Origin of the sequence: Burkholderia plantarii (assembly GCF_001411805.1) — a bacterium.
GTDB lineage: Bacteria > Pseudomonadota > Gammaproteobacteria > Burkholderiales > Burkholderiaceae > Burkholderia > Burkholderia plantarii.
On the sequence record NZ_CP007212.1, the window covers coordinates 337,427 to 354,374 of the forward strand.

Sequence of the window (16,948 nt, forward strand, 5' to 3'; positions counted from 1 at the left end):
ATGGATCTGACCCAAGTTTCTTCGTCCCCCGCGCCGCGCGGCCGCGCGCAAGCGGGCGTGCCCGCCCCGGCGCCGCTGTTCGACGAGCGCCCGTTCCTGAAGCGCTTGTCCCTCGTTGACTGGTTGTTCGCGCTCGCGATGGTGGCCGGCGCCGGCTTCGCGCTCGTGCATTATCAGGCGCACATGGATTACTACGATCAGGCCGTGATGACCGGCGCGACCGCCGCGCTGGTCGTGCTCGGCTGGCGCTGGAAGCCGGCGCGGCTGCTGATGGCGTCGATCGCGGTGTTCTCGCTGCTGTCGCTGAACCTCTATCACGGCGACCTGTCGCGCGCCGATTCGGCGTTCTTCCTGAAGTACTTCCTGTCGAGCCAGTCGGCGATCCTCTGGATGAGCGCGTTGTTCGTGTTCGCCACGGTGTTCTACTGGATCGGCATGCTGAGCCGCTCCGAAACCGGCGCCGCGATCGGCCAGAAGATGACCTGGGCCGCCGTGCTGATGGGCTTCACGGGCCTGATGGTGCGCTGGTACGAGTCGTACCTGATCGGCGCCGACGTCGGCCACATCCCGGTGTCGAACCTCTACGAAGTGTTCGTGCTGTTCAGCCTGATCACGGCGCTGCTCTATCTGTACTACGAAGGGCATTACGGCACGCGCGCGCTCGGCGCGTTCGTGCTGCTCGTGATCAGCGCCGCGGTCGGCTTCCTGATGTGGTACTCGATCGCGCGCGACGCGCAGCAGATCCAGCCGCTCGTGCCGGCGCTGCAGAGCTGGTGGATGAAGATCCACGTGCCGGCCAACTTCATCGGCTACGGCAGCTTCGCGCTGTCGGCGATGGTCAGCGTGGCCTACCTGTGCAAGGAGCGCGGCGTGCTGGCCGATCGCCTGCCCGCGCTCGAGGTGCTCGACGACGTGATGTACAAGTCGATCGCGGTTGGCTTTGCGTTCTTCACGATCGCGACGATCCTCGGCGCGCTGTGGGCCGCCGAAGCGTGGGGCGGCTACTGGAGCTGGGACCCGAAGGAGACCTGGGCGCTGATCGTCTGGCTCAACTACGCGGCGTGGCTGCACATGCGGCTCATGAAGGGGCTGCGCGGCACCGTCGCCGCCTGGTGGGCGCTGACGGGCCTCGTCGTCACCACCTTCGCGTTCCTCGGTGTGAACATGTTCCTCTCGGGGCTGCACAGCTACGGCAAGCTGTGAGCCGGACTTCATCGGCTCCGGCCGGAACGGATCACGGATTCGCAAACCGCCGCCGCACGCGTTCGTGCCCGGCGGTTTTTTGCTGGGCCGCCGCGCGCCTCGTGCGCATGGGCGGCGATCGATGCAACGCATGACCGCCGGCGCCGTTGCCCGGCGAGGAGACGCTTCATGTTGATCAGGACCACGCGCCGCCGGCTGCTGACCGGCGACGACATCGCGCGCCACGACATTACCGCGCCGTCGGCATTCGCCGCCCGCCGCGGCGTGCTGCGCGCCGCGGGCGCCGCCGTGGCGGCCGGGCTCGGCGTGCCGGGCGCCGCGTCGGCGGCCTACCGGTCGCCGGACCCCGCCGCGCATCCGCTCGCCGCCGCGACCAACGCGAAGTTCGTGGTCCCCGACAAGGTCACGCCGTACAAGGACGTGACGACCTACAACAACTTCTACGAATTCGGCACCGACAAGGGCGATCCCGCGCAGCACGCCGGCTCGCTGCGCCCGCATCCGTGGCGCGTGAGCGTGGAGGGCGCGGTGAAGGCGCCGAAGGTCTACGACATCGACGACCTGCTCAAGCTCGCGCCGCTCGAGGAGCGCGTGTACCGGCACCGCTGCGTGGAGGGCTGGTCGATGGTGATCCCGTGGATCGGCGTCCCGCTTGCCGACCTGATCCGCCGCGTGCAGCCGACGTCGAACGCGAAGTACGTGCAGTTCGTCACGCTCGCCGATCCGTCGCAGATGCCGGGGCTGGCCGAGCCGATCCTCGACTGGCCGTACTCGGAAGGGCTGCGGCTCGACGAGGCGATGAACCCGCTCACGCTGCTGACGATGGGCGTCTACGGACAGGTGCTGCCGAACCAGAACGGCGCGCCGGTGCGGATCGTGGTGCCGTGGAAGTACGGCTTCAAGAGCGCGAAGTCGATCGTGAAGATCCGCTTCGTCGAGCAGGCCCCGAAGACCAGCTGGAACACCTACGCGCCGACCGAATACGGCTTCTTCTCGAACGTGAATCCCGAGGTCGATCATCCGCGCTGGAGCCAGGCGACCGAGCGGCGCATCGGCGAGGACGGCTTCTTCACGCCGAAGCGCAAGACGCTGATGTTCAACGGCTACGGCGATCTCGTCGCATCGATGTATCGCGGCATGGATCTGCGCAAGAACTTCTAGGCGGCGCGCGGTGGACAAACAATGGCAAGGTGCGTCGCGCGCCACGCGAGCCGCCGGCGGCCCGCGCGAGACGGCCCGGGCGCCGGCCGCGCCGTGGGCGCTGCGCATCGCGAAGGTGACGGTGTTCGCCGCGGGCCTGTTCCCGCTCGCGCGGCTCGTGCTGCTCGGTGCGACGGGCGGGCTCGGCGCGAATCCGATCGAGTTCGTCACGCGCTCGACCGGACTCTGGACGCTCGTGATCCTCTGCGTGACGCTGGCCGTCACGCCGCTGCGGCGGCTCACCGGCGTGGCCGCGCTGCTGCGTCTGCGGCGCATGATCGGCCTGTTCGCGTTCTTCTACGCGACGCTGCACTTCATCACCTACTTCTGGTTCGACAAGTGGTTCGATCTCGCGGCGATCCTGAGGGACGTCGTGAAGCGGCCGTTCATCACCGTCGGCTTCGCAGCGTTCGTGCTGCTGATCGCGCTCGCGCTGACCTCGCCGCGCGCGATGGTGCGCCGGCTCGGCCGCCACTGGCAGCGGCTGCACCGGCTGATCTACGCGATCGCGCTGCTGGCGATCCTGCATTTCTGGTGGATGCGCGCCGGCAAGCACGATCTGGCGCTGCCGAAGCTGTACGGCGCGATCGTGCTGGTGCTGCTCGGCTGGCGGCTCGTGGCGGCGCTGGCGCGACGGCGTACCCGGGCCGCGGGGTAGCTCGCCGGGCACGCGGGTATCGCGGTGGTGCCGCCGACGGCAGCGCGCCTGGCGAGCCGGCATGAAAAAAGCGATGCGCTTTTCACACGCATCGCTTTTTTTCGTCCCGCCGATGGCCGCGGTGCTGCCGCGCCCGGCCCGGCTTACCGCCGGCTCATTCTTCCTCGGGCAGGATCGACTCTTTCTCGAACAGGCTCGGAATCGTCTCGCGCTCGCGCACCAGATAGGCGTTCTGGCCGTCGACGAGCACCTCGGCCGCGCGCGGGCGCGTGTTGTAGTTCGAACTCATCGCGAAGCCGTAGGCGCCGGCCGAGCGGATCGCGAGCAGGTCGCCCTCGGCGATCGCGAGCGTGCGCTCGCGGCCGAGCCAGTCGCCGCTCTCGCAGACCGGGCCGACCACGTCGTAGACGGCGCTCGCATGGGCGCTGGCCTGCTTGACCGGCACGATCGCGTGGTACGCCTCGTACATCGCCGGACGCGCGAGGTCGTTCATGCCCGCGTCGACGATCGCGAAGTTCTTCTCCTCGCCCGGCTTCAGGAATTCGACGCGCGTGAGCAGGATGCCGGCGTTGCCGGTCAGCGAGCGGCCCGGCTCGAAGAACAGTTCGCGGTGGCCGTGGCCGCGCGCGTCGAGCTTCGCGAACAGCGCCTGCACGAACGCCCCGATGTCGGGCGGCGTTTCGTCGGAATAGGTGATGCCGAGCCCGCCGCCCACGTCGACGTGATGGATCGCGATGCCGTCCGCCTCGATCTGCTCGACCAGGTCGAGCACCTTGTCGAGCGCGTCGAGATAGGGGCTCAGCTCGGTGATCTGCGAGCCGATGTGGCAGTCGATGCCGACCACCTGCAGGTTCGGCAGCGCGGCGGCGGCGCGGTAGGTCGCGCGCGCGTCGGCGAACGCCACGCCGAACTTGTTGGCCTTCAGGCCGGTGGAGATGTACGGATGCGTCTTCGGATCGACGTCGGGGTTCACGCGCAGCGAGACCGGTGCGCGCTTGCCGAGCGAGCCGGCCACCGCGTTGAGGCGGTCGAGCTCCGGCACCGATTCGACGTTGAAGCATTTGACGCCGGCCTCGAGCGCGACGCGCATTTCGTCGGCGCTCTTGGCCACGCCCGAGAACACCACTTGCTCCGGCTTGCCGCCCGCCGCCAGTACGCGCGCGAGTTCGCCGCCCGAGACGATGTCGAAGCCGGCGCCGAGCCGCGCGAACAGGTTCAGCACGCCGAGGTTGCCGTTGGCCTTCACGGCGACGTGGATCGACGCGCGGCGGCCCTCGCAGGCGTTGGCGTAGGCCTGGTACGCGGCCGTCAGCGCGGCGCGCGAATAGACGTAGAGCGGGGTGTCGAAGTGGTCGGCGAGCTTGTCGGCCGGAATGCCTTCGGCGTGCAGCGTACCGTCGACGTAGTCAAATGCGGGGTGAGTCATCCGGGATCATCGATTGGGGGTGGCGTCGGAGGCCGCGCCCGGCGAGGCGAGCGACGGCGAAAGCGTCAGTGACGCGCCGGCCGCGTCGTCCGGCGCCGGGTCGGCGGTGGAGGCGGCATCGGGGGCCGACGCCGCGTCGTCGGCGGCTGGCGGTTGCGTCGTTTCGATCGGTTTGGGAGGCAAGGGCGGCACGGTGGGCAGATAGAGCGCGCCGCGTTGACCGCAGCCGGCAAGCGCCAAAGCCGCTACAATCGCGCTCATCTGGAAAACGACTCGCATGATCGTCCCTAAACAATTGAATCGACAGAGTTTAGCATGAGCGACACTGAATACCTGACCCGCGCCGAGGCCGTTCTGGCGGCCGTCGAGCGCTGCGTGGACGAAGCCAACGAGGGCGACCTCGACATCGATCTGGGCCGCAACGGCGGCGTCATCACGCTGAGCTTCGAGAACGGCACCAAGATCATCGTGAACCTGCAGCCGCCGATGAAGGAAGTGTGGATCGCGGCGAAGTCGGGCGGCTATCACTTCCGCTATCTCGACGGCGCGTGGCGCGACACGCGTTCGGGCAACGAGTTCTTCGCGGCATTGACGCAGTACGCGACCGAGCAGGCCGGCGAGCCGGTGACGTTCAGCGCCTGAGCCTGCACCGGCAGGCGCGCTGCCGATGAGAAAAGAGCGACCCGCGGGTCGCTCTTTTGCGTTGCGAGGCCGCGCGGCGCCTCAGTTGCCGCCCTGGAACAGGTTCATGATGTCCTGCTTCTCCTGCGCGTCGACGTGCGGGATCGACGCGTCGTCGGGCGAGGCCGCCTGCGCCACGCCGACCGTCGACACGAAGCCGTGGCCCGGCGTGAACTCGCTGAAGAACAGCTCGTCGCCGATCGTCGTGACACCGTCGGGCATCGGCATCTTGTACTCGGGCACGTTCTTCAGCGACGGCCCCATGTAGTCGATCCAGACCGGCAGCGCGAGGCCGCCGCCCGTCTCGCGGTCGCCGAGGCTGCGCGGGTTGTCGTAGCCGATCCAGGCGATCGCGGCGAGCGTGTGCTGGAAGCCCGCGAACCACGCGTCGCGCGAATCGTTGGTGGTGCCGGTCTTGCCGCCGAGGTCGGTGCGCTTGAGCACGTTGGTCTTCGCGCCGGTGCCGCGCTGCGCCACGCTCTGCAGCAGGCTGTTCATCACGTAGGCGTTGCGCGCGTCGATCGCGCGCGGCGCGCTCTGCTCGGCCACCAGCGGCTGCGCGCGCGCCACCACGTTGCCGCTCGAATCGGTCACCTCGGCGATCAGGTACGGATTCACGCGATAGCCGCCGTTGGCGAACACCGAGTAGGCGCCCGCCATCTGCAGCGGCGTGACGAGCCCCGCGCCGAGCGCCATCGGCAGGTAAGCCGGATGGCGGTCCGCGTCGAAGCCGAAGCGCGTGATGTACTGCTGCGCGTACTTGGTGCCGATGTAGTTGAGGATCCGGATCGAAACGAGGTTGCGCGAGCGCATCAGCGCCGTGCGCATCGGCTCCGGCCCGTCGAAGCCGCCGCCGTAGTTCTTCGGTTCCCACGGCTGGCCGCCCGTTTCGGCCGCGCTGAAGAACAGCGGCGCGTCGTTGATGATGGTGGCCGGCCCCAGGCCCTTGTCGAGCGAGGCCGAGTAGATGAACGGCTTGAAGCTCGAACCGGGCTGGCGCCACGCCTGCGTGACGTGGTTGAACTTGTTCTTGTTGAAGTCGAAGCCGCCCACCAGCGAGCGGATCGCGCCGTCCTGCGGGACGATCGAGATGAACGCGCCCTCGATCTGCGGCAACTGCGTGATCGCCCAGTCGCCGCCGTCGTTCTTCACCACGCGCACGATCGCGCCGGGGCGGATGCGCCGGTTCGGCTGCGCGTTGGCGGCCAGCGACGCCGCGGCGAAGCGCAGGTTCGGGCCTTCGAGCGTCGCGCCGCTGCCGTCGGCGAACGCGATGCGCACCTGCTTCGGATTCGCGTCGGTGACCACCGCCGCGATCAGCTCGCCGTTGTCGGGGTGGTCGAGCAGCGCGTCGCCGACCGCCTGCTCGCGCTCGCCGGCGTCGGCCGGCAGCTCGATGAACGCTTCCGGGCCGCGATAGCCGTGGCGGCGCTCGTAGTCCATCAGGCCGCGGCGCAGCGCCTGGTAGGCGAGCGTCTGGTCCGCCGAGTCGACCGTCGTCACCACGTTGAAGCCGCGCGTATAGGTTTCGTCCTTGTATTGGGCGTACATCATCTGGCGCACCATTTCCGCGATGTACTCGGCGTGGACGCTGTACTCGCGCGTGGCGGTCTTGACCACCAGCGGCTGCGCGACCGCCTCGTCGTATTGCTCGCGCGTGATGAAGTTCAGCTCCAGCATGCGCTCGAGGATGTACTGCTGGCGCACCTTCGCGCGCTTCGGATTGACCACCGGGTTGTAGGCCGACGGCGCCTTCGGCAGGCCCGCGAGCATGGCCGCCTCGGCCAGCGTGATGTCCTTCAGATCCTTGCCGAAGTACACGCGCGCGGCGGCCGCGAAGCCATAGGCGCGCTGCCCCAGATAGATCTGGTTCATGTACAGCTCGAGGATCTGGTCCTTCGTCAGCGCGCGCTCGATCTTGTAGGCGAGCAGCATTTCGTAGATCTTGCGCGTGTAGGTCTTCTCGCTCGACAGGAAGAAGTTGCGCGCGACCTGCATCGTGATCGTGCTCGCCCCCTGCGTCGCGTGGCCGTTGGTCAGCGCCACCACGCCGGCGCGCGCGATGCCGGTCAGGTCGACGCCGCCGTGCTCGTAGAAGCGCGCGTCCTCGATCGCGAGGATCGCCTTCTTCAGCGAATCGGGCACGTCCTGGATATGGACGATGTCGCGGCGCTCCTCGCCGAACTCGCCGATCAGCACGTGATCGGCCGTGTAGATGCGCAGCGGCACCTTCGGGCGATAGTCGGTGAGCGCGTCGAGCGACGGCATGTTCGGCCAGGCCACCACCAGCGCGTAGCCGAGCACGAGCCCCGCGCACAGCGCGAGCGCCACGCACAGGCCGACGAAGCCGAGCAGCAGCTTCAGCCACAGCGGCCGCTTGCGCGGCGGCGGCGGTGGAGGGGGCGGCGGCGGTGGTTCGACAGCCGGCGGCGGCGGAGGGGGAGGCGGTTCCGAGGCCGGCGGCGGAGACGGGGGAGTCGTAGGTTGCATAGGCATACCGGAAAACAGTCCAGCGATTATAAACGTCCGCTATGGGCATTCCTGGTGCATCGGCGCGATCGGTGCCGCACCCGCCCGCATGGCCGCCGGCTGGCCGTTCGGACGACTGGTCGCGCGCCGGCGGGCCGGCAACAATTTCCGTCATGCCGTGCCTGTGTCGCACGGCGGCCGGGAGGGCCGATCATGACGGGTTATCGACGATGGATGGCCGGGCGGTGGCTTGCCGCCGGCATCGATGTGGGACGGGACGCGGTGCGTGTCGCGTTCGTGAGCCGGCGCGGCAGCGTGATCGGCATCGAGCGGCTGGAGCGCGAGCCGTTCGACGCGCCGCACGACGTGACGGGCGGGGACTGGGCCGCGGTGACGCGCGCGCTGGCCCGCGTGGCCGAGCGGGCCGGCGCGCGGCTGCCGGTCGGCCGGATGCCGGCCGCGATGGCGCTGTCGTGCCGCGAGGTCGCGACGTCGATGCTCGACGCGCGTCTCGCGGCGGACGGCCCGCTCGAGCCGGCCGTGCTGGTCGAGGCCGAGCGCACTACCGGCATCGCGCGCGATTCGCTCGCGATCGACTGGTGCGTCAACGACATCCTGCATCCCGGGCGCGTGATGATCGCGTCCACCGACCGCGCGCGCATCGACGTGCGCGTCGAGGCCGCGGCGGCGGCCGGCTTCGGCCTGACCGCGATCGACGGCGAGCCGCACGCGGCGCTGCGCGCGATCCGGCAGGTCGCCGCGTTCGAGGTCGAGGCCGACGCGCCCTACGCGGCGATCTGGATCGGGGCCGGCGGCGTGGACGGCTGGCGCGTCGAGGCGACCACGGCGACCACCCACGTGCGGGCGCCGTCGCCGGCCCACGCGAGCGTCGCCGACGCGCTGCGCGAGCTGGCGCGGCGCGGCGGCGAGATCGATTGCGCGTTCGTCGGCGGCGCGCTCGACGAAGGCGGTGAGATGGATGATGGATCGGGCGAGATCGCGGCGCGGCTCGCCGAGATCGGCGATCTGCTCGGGTGCGCCGCGTTGCCGTTCGAATGCGCCGCGTATTGCCGGCGGCCCGAGATCGACGCGGCGGCGCGCCACTCGCCGCGCTTCGCGGTGGCATTCGGGCTCGGCCTGCGCGGGGTGTGCGAATGAGCGCGCGACGGCGGCTCGCGGCGGTGCCCCCGCGCGCGGTGATGCGTGATCCGGCACGGCGCCGCGCCTGGCTCGGCGGCTTCAATCTGATGCCGTACCGGCAGCGCGACGCCCGGCTGCGGCGTCGGCGGCGCGCGGCCGAATTCGCGGGCGCGGCCTGCGTCGGGGTGGTGGCGGCCGCGCTGTCCTGCGCCGCGCAGGCGTTCGAACGCGCGCGGCTCGACATGCGGCGCACAGCCATCGAACAGCAGCTGGCGCAATGGGCGCCGCGCATGCGCGCCGCGGATGCGGCGGCGCGTGAGGTGGCCGCCCGACGCCGGCACGAGACGACGGCGGCCGAGCGGGCGCGGCCGCTCGCGCGGGCGGTGGCGCTGTTCGATGCGCTGCGCGCGCTCGACTATCGCGCGGTGGTGTTGCTCGGGCTGCGCCAGGCGGACGGCACCGCGCAGCTCGATGCGCGGGCGCGCGATCCGCTCGCCGCGGCGCGCTGGGTTGCGCGATTGCGCGAGACGCGGGCCGACTGGCAGGTCGAGGTGGCGGGCATCGACGTGGGCCGGGGCGAGTCGGTCGCGAATGGCTCGGGCTCGATCCGCTTCGTGGTGCGGATTCGCTGGCCGCAGGCCGAGCCGCGGCCGCGAGCCGTGGTGAGCCACAGCAGTGCCAACGAGGGAGGGCGCGGATGATGGCGAGCGGCACGGGGGGCAGCGGCGGCCGCATGGCAATCGCGCGCATGCCGGCGTACCGCGGGGCCACGAAGCTGGTGGTGCTCGGCTGCGTGGCGGGAGCGGTCTGCGCCGTGCTGCGCGCCACCGGCGACGAGCGCGACTGGAGCGGCGTCGGACAAGCGCGGCGGCGGCTCGATGCGGCCATGTCGGAGCGGGACCGGGCCGAGCGGAGATTGCGCGCGTGGCGGCCGGCGGCGGTGCGGCATGAATCGCCACGATCGGCCGGGCGAGCGGCGGCACCGATCGTTACCGCGGCGCGCGCCGATACGCGAGTTCCGCCCGAGCCGCGCACGACGCAGCCGTCTTCCGCGGTTTCTGCGACGCCGCAACACGACGGCCGGCTCGCCCACGACACGGTTTGGTGGCTCGCCACCGCCGCGCACGAGAGCGGCCTGCGGATCGGCCGCCTCGGCCCCATGCCGGCCGAACATGGCGAGCCCGACGCGGCCGGGCAGCGTTACGACGTCGCCGGGACCGGCGGTTTCGGCGAGGTCGCCCGCTGGGTCCGTTCGCTCGCGCGGGTGCCGGCGACGATCGTCCCGCTCGGCATCGAGGTCACGCGGCGGGCCGGCGGCGCCGCGTTTTCGGCGCGTTTCGCGGTCCACGACGGCGACGGGCGGCCGGCGGCGACCAGCGGCTTGATGCGGGCCGCGTTGCCGGCTGGCGCGGCCGAGTTCGGCGGCAGCGACGCGCTCGCCATGCCGCGTGTTGCCGGCATCCTGCGCGATGCGCGCGGCGGGCTGGCCCTGATCGACGCCGGCGGGCGGGCGCGCGCGGCGGCGGTCGGCGAACGGATCGGCGCCGAGCGGATCACGCGCATCACGGCGGACGGCGTCTGGCTCGAAACCGACGATGGCCGCGAGCAGCGCGTGGCCCTGAGCGCGGAGGCGAGCCGATGAACCGCCGGGTCGGCTTGATGGTGCGAATGATCGCCGTGGCGGCGCTCGTGGCCGATGCCGAAGCGGTAGCGCGGGCGAGCCCGCCGCCGCTGCCGGTCGCGATGCCCACGAATGCCGGGGTCGGGGCGGCCGGCGCCTCGCCGCACGCTGGCGGCGACGAAGCGCCATGGCTCGCTACCGAAGTCGGCCGCGTGCGTGGCACGAGCGGGCTCGACGGTGATGCCGGCCGAGACGGCGACGACGGTGACGACGGCGGCAGGGCGCCGGCCGGGGCGGGACACGGCGCAGCGCGAAGTCGCGCGTCGGACCCGGCGGCGACGGCGAACGCGCTGAGCCCGGCCGGCGTTCCGATTTCTCTGCCCGACGATCGGGTTCCCTCGGCGGATGCAGCCGCCGAGCCCGGCGGCGCCGATTCATCGGAACAGGATCTGCCTCCGGCCGGCGGCAGCACGCAAGCGGCCAAGTCCGCCGATGCCGGACCCGCTTCGCCGCCACCGGCTGTCACCGCCACGGTCCCGCCCGCGCTCGAAGGACCCCCCATTCCGCTGCCGGCTCCACTCCGGCTGTCCGATGCGCCGGCCGGCATGCATGACGTGCATGGTATGCGCGGCAAGCACGGCACCCGCGGGCCTCGCCGGATCTCGCTCGATCTTCAGCAGGCGCCGCTCGCGGCCGCGTTCGACGCGTTCGCGCGCTTCACGGGCCAGAGCATCGTGCTGAGCGGGCGCGTGCAGGGCAGCGCCACGCTGCGCGTGCGCGACGTGCCGTGGCGCGATGCGTTCGACGCACTGCTCGACGCGAACGGACTCGCGATGGCGCAGCGCGGCGGCGTGATCTGGGTCGCGCCGGTGGCCGAGCTGGCGGCACGCGAGCGCGCCCGCTTCGAAACGCACGCGCGCGCGGCCGAGCTGGAGCCGCTCGCGAGCCGCACCTTCGTGCTGCGCTACCCGCGCGCGAACGACGTCGCGCGGCTGCTGACGGGCGGCGGCGCGAGCCAGCGCGTGCTGTCGCGGCGCGGCTCGGTGCTGGCCGATCCGCGCACGAACCTGCTGTTCGTGACCGACCTCGACGGCCGGCTCGCCCAGATCGCCGCGTTGCTCGCGCAGCTCGACCGTCCGTCGCGGCAGGTGCTGATCGAGGCACGCATCGTCGAGGGCGAACGCGGTTTTTCGCGCGAGCTCGGAGCGCGGCTCGCGCTGCGCTCGACTGCGTGGGGCGGCAGTGCGGCGGGCGGCTCCAGTGCAAGCGGCTCGGGCGGCAGCGCGGCCGGCGGAGCCGCCACCCCGGAGCCCACCACCGGCGGCACCGCGACCGGCATCGTCGGCGGTCCCGGCGGACGGCTGCTGGACCTGTCGGCGCGTCCGCTCGCGGGATTCGAGGCAGCCACGGCCGGCCTTACGCTGTTCGTCGCCGGCGCGAGCCGCCTGCTCGATCTGGAACTGAGCGCGCTCGAAGCGGAGGGGCGTGGGCGGATCGTGTCGAGCCCGCGCATCGTCACGGCCGATCGCGCGCCGGCGCTGATCGAGCAGGGCACCGAACTGCCGTACCAGGCCAAGGTCGGCCTCGGCGTGTCCGGCGTGCAGTTCCGCCGCGCCACGCTCAAGCTCGAGGTCGAGCCGCAGATCACGCCCGAAGGCCACGTGGTGCTCGATCTCGACGTGGCGAAGGACAGCGTCGGCGAGGCCACCGACGCGGGGCCGGCGATCCACACCAAGCACGTGCGCACGCGCGTGGAGGTCGAAAATGGGGGTACGGTCTCGATCGGCGGCATCTACGAGAGCGATCGTCGGGACGATGTGACTCGGGTGCCGGTCTTGGGCAAAATACCGGTTCTGGGCGCGCTGTTCCGGCATCGGGCGCGGCGCGAGCGGACCGCGGAGCTGGTCGTCTACATCACGCCGCGCGTCGTCGGCGCGCCGGACGGGCCGCCGGCGGGTGTCCCGGGCTCGGGGGACAAGTCCGCGGCGGCCCGCTGATCGCCCACGGGCGCGCTCGACAAGGCAAGCGCTTTGCCAGTAAGCTGCGCCACACCACCAGCCAGATTGAAGCAGAGGAAGCCGTTGCAACCGCGGGATCCATACGCAAGCGTATTTTTCGTCGGACTCATGGGGGCGGGTAAAACCACCGTGGGTCGCGCCGTCGCGCGCCGTCTCGACCGGCCGTTCTTCGATTCCGATCATGAAATCGAAGCGCGCACCGGTACGCGGATCCCGGTCATTTTCGAACTCGAGGGCGAGGCGGGTTTCCGCGACCGCGAGAAAAAAATGATCGACGAGCTCACCCAACGCGGCAACGTCGTGCTCGCGACCGGCGGCGGCGCCGTGATGCGCCCCGAAAATCGCGACGCGCTGCGTTCGCGCGGCATCGTCATCTATTTGCGCGCGAATCCGCACGATCTCTGGCTGAGAACCCGTAAGGACAAAAATCGCCCGCTGCTGCAGACGGAAGATCCGAAGGCCCGGCTCGAAGCGTTGTACGAGGTGCGCGACCCGCTTTACCGCGAATGCGCGCATTTCGTGATCGAGACCGGCCGTCCGTCGGTCAACGGCCTCGTCAACATGGTGCTGATGCAGCTCGAGCTGGCCGGCATCGTCGCCAAGCCGCTACAAGCATGATTACCGTCAACGTCGACCTGGGCGATCGCGCCTACCCGATTCATATCGGCGACGGCCTGATTGGCCGCACCGAACTGTTCGCCCCGCACATCAAGGGCGCCGCCGTCACCATCGTCACCAACACCACCGTCGATCCGCTCTACGGCGACGCGCTGCGCGCCGCGCTCGCGCCGCTCGGCAAGCAGGTCAACACCGTGGTGCTGCCCGACGGCGAATCCTACAAGCAGTGGGAAACGCTGAACCTGATCTTCGACGGGCTGCTCGGCTCGCGCGCCGATCGCAAGACCACGCTGATCGCGCTCGGCGGCGGCGTGGTGGGCGACATGACCGGCTTCGCGGCCGCCTGCTACATGCGCGGCGTGCCGTTCATCCAGGTGCCGACCACGCTGCTGTCGCAGGTCGATTCGTCGGTCGGCGGCAAGACCGGCATCAATCACCCGCTCGGCAAGAACATGATCGGCGCGTTCTACCAGCCGCAGGCGGTGATCGCCGACATCGGCGCGCTGCGCACGCTGCCCGAGCGCGAACTGGCGGCCGGCATCGCCGAGGTGATCAAGACCGGCGCGATCGCCGACCCGGCGTTCTTCGACTGGATCGAGGCCAGCGTCGAGGCGCTGAACCATCGCGAGCCGGCCGCGCTCGCCGAGGCCGTGCGGCGCTCGTGCGAGATCAAGGCGAGCGTGGTGGCCGCCGACGAGCGCGAAGGCGGGCTGCGCGCGATCCTCAATTTCGGCCATACGTTCGGCCACGCGATCGAGGCCGGCCTCGGCTACGGCGAGTGGCTGCACGGCGAGGCGGTGGGCTGCGGAATGGTGATGGCGGCCGACCTGTCGGTGCGCGTCGGCCGGCTCGACGACGCGGCGCGCCAGCGCCTGAACCGCGTGATCGCCGCCGCGCACCTGCCGGTGCGCGCGCCGGACCTCGGCGCCGGCCGCTACGTCGAGCTGATGCAGGTCGACAAGAAAGCGGAAGCGGGCGCGATCAAGTTCATCCTGCTCGACCGGATCGGCGCCTCGTCGATCACCGCCGCGCCCGACGAGGCGGTGCAGGCGACGCTCGAGGCCGCGATCCGGTAACACGGCGCCGGATCGGCCGGCGCCCAGCAGTGGAGGAGTCAGTGAGCGAAACATCGCGCGAGTTGCCACACCCAATCGACGACAGTCGGGCCGCCGCTTCCGCATCCGGCCCGCTACCGGAGCAACCCGCCGCGGCGTCATCCGTACCACCGGCCGCGCTTGATCTGCCGGCCGAGCGCATCGGTCGCGCGAGCGGCCCCGTCGCGGCGCCCACCGTCGCCGCGCTCGAGGCGCATCTGGCGCCCTACGCGGCTCATGCCTCGCGCACGCGCGGGCGCCGCCATCCCGAGAGCGCGCCGGCCGCGCGCACCGAGTTCCAGCGCGACCGCGACCGCATCGTCCATTCCACCGCGTTTCGCCGCCTCGAATACAAGACGCAGGTGTTCGTGAACCACGAGGGCGACCTGTTCCGCACGCGGCTCACGCACAGCCTCGAGGTCGCGCAGATCGCCCGCTCGGTCGCGCGCAACCTGCGCCTGAACGAGGATCTGGTCGAGGCGATCTCGCTCGCGCACGACCTCGGCCACACGCCGTTCGGCCATGCGGGCCAGGACGCGCTCAACGCCTGCATGCACGAGCACGGCGGCTTCGAGCACAACCTGCAGAGTCTCGCCGTGGTGGACGAACTCGAGGAGCACTACGGCGCGTTCGACGGGCTCAACCTCTGCTTCGAGACGCGCGAGGGCATCCTCAAGCATTGTTCGCGCGAGAACGCGCGCCGGCTCGGCGAACTCGGCGAGCGCTTCCTCGAAGGGCGCCAGCCGTCGCTGGAGGCGCAGATCGCGAACATCGCCGACGAGATCGCCTACAACAACCACGATGTCGACGACGGCCTGCGCTCGGGCCTGATCACCATCGAGCAGCTGGCGGGCGTGGCGCTCTGGCGCCGCCACTACGACGCGGCGCTCGCCGACTTCCCGTCGATCGAGGGGCGCCGCCTGGTTCACGAAACGGTGCGCCGCATCATCAATACGCTGATCGTCGACCTGATCGACGCCACCACGCGCAACCTGGCCGAGCACGCGCCGGCTTCGCTCGAGGACGTGCGCCGCTGCCCGCCGCTCGTCGCGCACAGCACCGTGATCGCGGCCGAGGCCGCCGAGCTCAAGCGCTTCCTGTTCCACAACCTCTATCGCCACTACAAGGTGATGCGCATGGCCAACAAGGCGCAGCGCGTCGTCAAGGGCCTGTTCGAAGCGTTCACCGGCGATTCGCGCCTGCTGCCGCCGGCCTACCAGAGCGCCGATCCGGCGCTGCAGGCGCGGCTCGTCGCGCACTACATCGCGGGCATGACCGACCGTTTCGCGCTGAAGGAATATCAACGCCTTTTTGTCATGGACGAGAATTAGACTGCCCCGTCCCGCTCGTGAGCGACACGACTGCATGGCTGATACAAACGCGGGTGGCCGTTCGAGCCGCGCCGCCTACAACGGAGATAGGTCGATGAGAGTCAACACCGTGTTTCGTTCGCTGGCTGCCGGCGGCGCGATCTGGTTCGGCATGCAGGGCGCCGCGTTCGCGGCCACAGAGATCCAGTTCTGGCACGCGATGGAAGCGGCACTTGGCGACAAGGTCAACGCGATCGCCGAGCAGTTCAACGCCTCGCAGAGCGACTACAAGATCGTGCCAGTGTTCAAGGGCACCTACGACCAGGCGCTCGCGGCCGGCATCGCGGCCTATCGCAGCGGCAACGCGCCGGCGATCCTGCAGGTGTACGAAGTGGGCACCGCCACCATGATGCAGGCGAAGAAGGCCGTGCTGCCCGTCTCCGAGGTGTTCCGCCAGGCCGGCGTGCCGCTCGACGAGAAGGCGTTCGTGCCGACCGTGGCGAGCTACTACGGCGACGCGAAGACGGGCCGCCTGGTGTCGATGCCGTTCAACAGCTCGACGCCGGTGCTCTACTACAACAAGGACCTGTTCAGGAAGGCCGGGCTCGATCCGAACCAGCCGCCGAAGACCTGGGCCGAGGTGAAGGCCGACGCCGAGAAGCTGCGCCACGCCGGCGCCAGCTGCGGCTACACCACCGGCTGGCAGGGCTGGATCCAGATCGAGAACTACAGCGCCTGGCATGGTCTGCCGATCGCCACGCGCAACAACGGCTTCGACGGCGCCGACGCCGTGCTCGAATTCAACAAGCCGCAGCAGGTCGCGCACATCCGCTTCCTGCAGCAGATGGCCAAGGACGGCACCTACACCTACGCGGGCCGCAAGGACGAGGCGACCGGCAAGTTCTACAGCGGCGACTGCGCGATCATGACGACCTCCTCGGGCGCGCTCGCGACGATCCGCAAATACGCGAAGTTCGATTTCGGCACCGGCATGATGCCCTACGACGATACCGTGAAGGGTGCGCCGCAGAACGCGATCATCGGCGGCGCGAGCCTGTGGGTGCTGGGCGGCAAGGACGCGAACACCTACAAGGGCGTCGCGAAGTTCCTCGCCTACCTGAGCTCGCCCGCGGTCGCCGCGAAGTGGCACCAGGACACCGGCTATCTGCCCGTTACCACGGCCGCCTACGACCTCACGCGCGAACAGGGCTTCTACGCGAAGAACCCGGGCGCCGACACCGCGATCAAGCAGATGCTGAACAAGCCGCCGCTGCCGTTCACGAAGGGGCTGCGTCTCGGCAACATGCCGCAGATCCGCACCATCGTCGACGAGGAACTCGAACAGGTCTGGGCGCAGCAGAAGACGCCGCAGGCCGCGCTCGATTCGGCCGTCGCGCGCGGCAACGAGCTGTTGCGCCGCTTCGAGAAGCAGGGCTCCTGAGTGTCATCCGGCCGCCTGGCCGCCGCGCGGGTGCCGCCCGCGACGATGGACGCGGCGGCCGGCGGCGGC

15 protein-coding genes are annotated in these 16,948 nt (G+C 70.4%); 12 read left to right on the forward strand and 3 right to left on the reverse strand.

Annotated features, from left to right (window positions below):
• The 3 genes from ccsB (at position 1) to msrQ (ending at position 3,061) form a co-directional block, all read left to right on the forward strand.
• Positions 1-1,203 (forward strand): c-type cytochrome biogenesis protein CcsB, encoded by a 1,203-nt coding sequence (gene ccsB, locus bpln_RS01465; protein ID WP_055137922.1) that lies wholly within the window; start codon positions 1-3, stop codon positions 1,201-1,203.
• Positions 1,204-1,371: 168 nt separating this feature from the next.
• Positions 1,372-2,364 (forward strand): protein-methionine-sulfoxide reductase catalytic subunit MsrP, encoded by a 993-nt coding sequence (gene msrP / locus bpln_RS01470; RefSeq protein WP_042623640.1) that lies wholly within the window; start codon positions 1,372-1,374, stop codon positions 2,362-2,364.
• 10 nt (positions 2,365-2,374) lie between these two features.
• The gene (msrQ, locus tag bpln_RS01475; RefSeq protein ID WP_055137923.1) at positions 2,375-3,061 is read left to right on the forward strand and encodes a protein-methionine-sulfoxide reductase heme-binding subunit MsrQ; all 687 of its coding nucleotides are present in this window, start codon (positions 2,375-2,377) and stop codon (positions 3,059-3,061) included.
• Between the two features lie 154 nt (positions 3,062-3,215).
• Here the strand turns inward: msrQ and lysA are convergent, their stop codons facing one another.
• Positions 3,216-4,487, reverse strand: coding sequence for a diaminopimelate decarboxylase (lysA, locus tag bpln_RS01480; protein ID WP_055137924.1), 1,272 nt, complete (start codon positions 4,485-4,487; stop codon positions 3,216-3,218).
• A 6-nt stretch (positions 4,488-4,493) separates the two neighbouring features.
• Entirely contained in the window at positions 4,494-4,766 is a 273-nt protein-coding gene (gene lptM / locus bpln_RS01485; RefSeq protein WP_042623643.1) for an LPS translocon maturation chaperone LptM, read from the reverse strand.
• 36 nt (positions 4,767-4,802) lie between these two features.
• On the opposite strand from lptM, the gene cyaY reads away from it, so the two are divergent.
• On the forward strand, positions 4,803-5,129 hold the full coding sequence (cyaY, locus tag bpln_RS01490; RefSeq protein WP_042623644.1) for an iron donor protein CyaY: 327 nt from the start codon (positions 4,803-4,805) through the stop codon (positions 5,127-5,129).
• Between the two features lie 81 nt (positions 5,130-5,210).
• Here cyaY and bpln_RS01495 read toward each other — a convergent pair whose 3' ends face one another.
• On the reverse strand, positions 5,211-7,664 hold the full coding sequence (locus tag bpln_RS01495) for a penicillin-binding protein 1A (RefSeq protein WP_420807349.1): 2,454 nt from the start codon (positions 7,662-7,664) through the stop codon (positions 5,211-5,213).
• Positions 7,665-7,850: 186 nt separating this feature from the next.
• Between bpln_RS01495 and pilM the strand changes: the two genes are divergently transcribed.
• From pilM to ugpB, 8 genes are all read left to right on the forward strand, one after another.
• A complete protein-coding gene (pilM, locus tag bpln_RS01500) occupies positions 7,851-8,795 on the forward strand; it encodes a pilus assembly protein PilM (RefSeq protein ID WP_063891169.1) in 945 nt (314 codons plus the stop codon).
• A complete protein-coding gene (locus bpln_RS01505) occupies positions 8,792-9,478 on the forward strand; it encodes a hypothetical protein (protein WP_055137927.1) in 687 nt (228 codons plus the stop codon). The genes pilM and bpln_RS01505 overlap by 4 nt, the downstream gene beginning before the upstream one ends.
• 113 nt (positions 9,479-9,591) lie before the next feature.
• Positions 9,592-10,419, forward strand: a complete 828-nt coding sequence (locus tag bpln_RS01510) for a hypothetical protein (protein WP_175937986.1) — start codon at positions 9,592-9,594, stop codon at positions 10,417-10,419.
• Positions 10,416-12,395 (forward strand): type IV pilus secretin PilQ, encoded by a 1,980-nt coding sequence (locus tag bpln_RS01515; protein WP_055137929.1) that lies wholly within the window; start codon positions 10,416-10,418, stop codon positions 12,393-12,395. Before bpln_RS01510 ends, bpln_RS01515 begins: the two co-directional genes overlap by 4 nt.
• Positions 12,396-12,479: 84 nt before the next feature.
• Positions 12,480-13,034 (forward strand): shikimate kinase, encoded by a 555-nt coding sequence (locus tag bpln_RS01520; RefSeq protein WP_080937051.1) that lies wholly within the window; start codon positions 12,480-12,482, stop codon positions 13,032-13,034.
• Positions 13,031-14,110 carry a 3-dehydroquinate synthase gene (gene aroB / locus bpln_RS01525; protein WP_042623650.1) on the forward strand — a complete coding sequence of 360 codons (1,080 nt, stop codon included), beginning with the start codon at positions 13,031-13,033 and terminating at the stop codon, positions 14,108-14,110. The genes bpln_RS01520 and aroB overlap by 4 nt, the downstream gene beginning before the upstream one ends.
• A 164-nt stretch (positions 14,111-14,274) precedes the next feature.
• Positions 14,275-15,459 carry a deoxyguanosinetriphosphate triphosphohydrolase gene (locus bpln_RS01530; RefSeq protein ID WP_042626368.1) on the forward strand — a complete coding sequence of 395 codons (1,185 nt, stop codon included), beginning with the start codon at positions 14,275-14,277 and terminating at the stop codon, positions 15,457-15,459.
• Positions 15,460-15,553: 94 nt separating this feature from the next.
• The gene (gene ugpB, locus bpln_RS01535) at positions 15,554-16,879 is read left to right on the forward strand and encodes a sn-glycerol-3-phosphate ABC transporter substrate-binding protein UgpB (protein WP_055137930.1); all 1,326 of its coding nucleotides are present in this window, start codon (positions 15,554-15,556) and stop codon (positions 16,877-16,879) included.
• Positions 16,880-16,948: the final 69 nt, after the last annotated feature.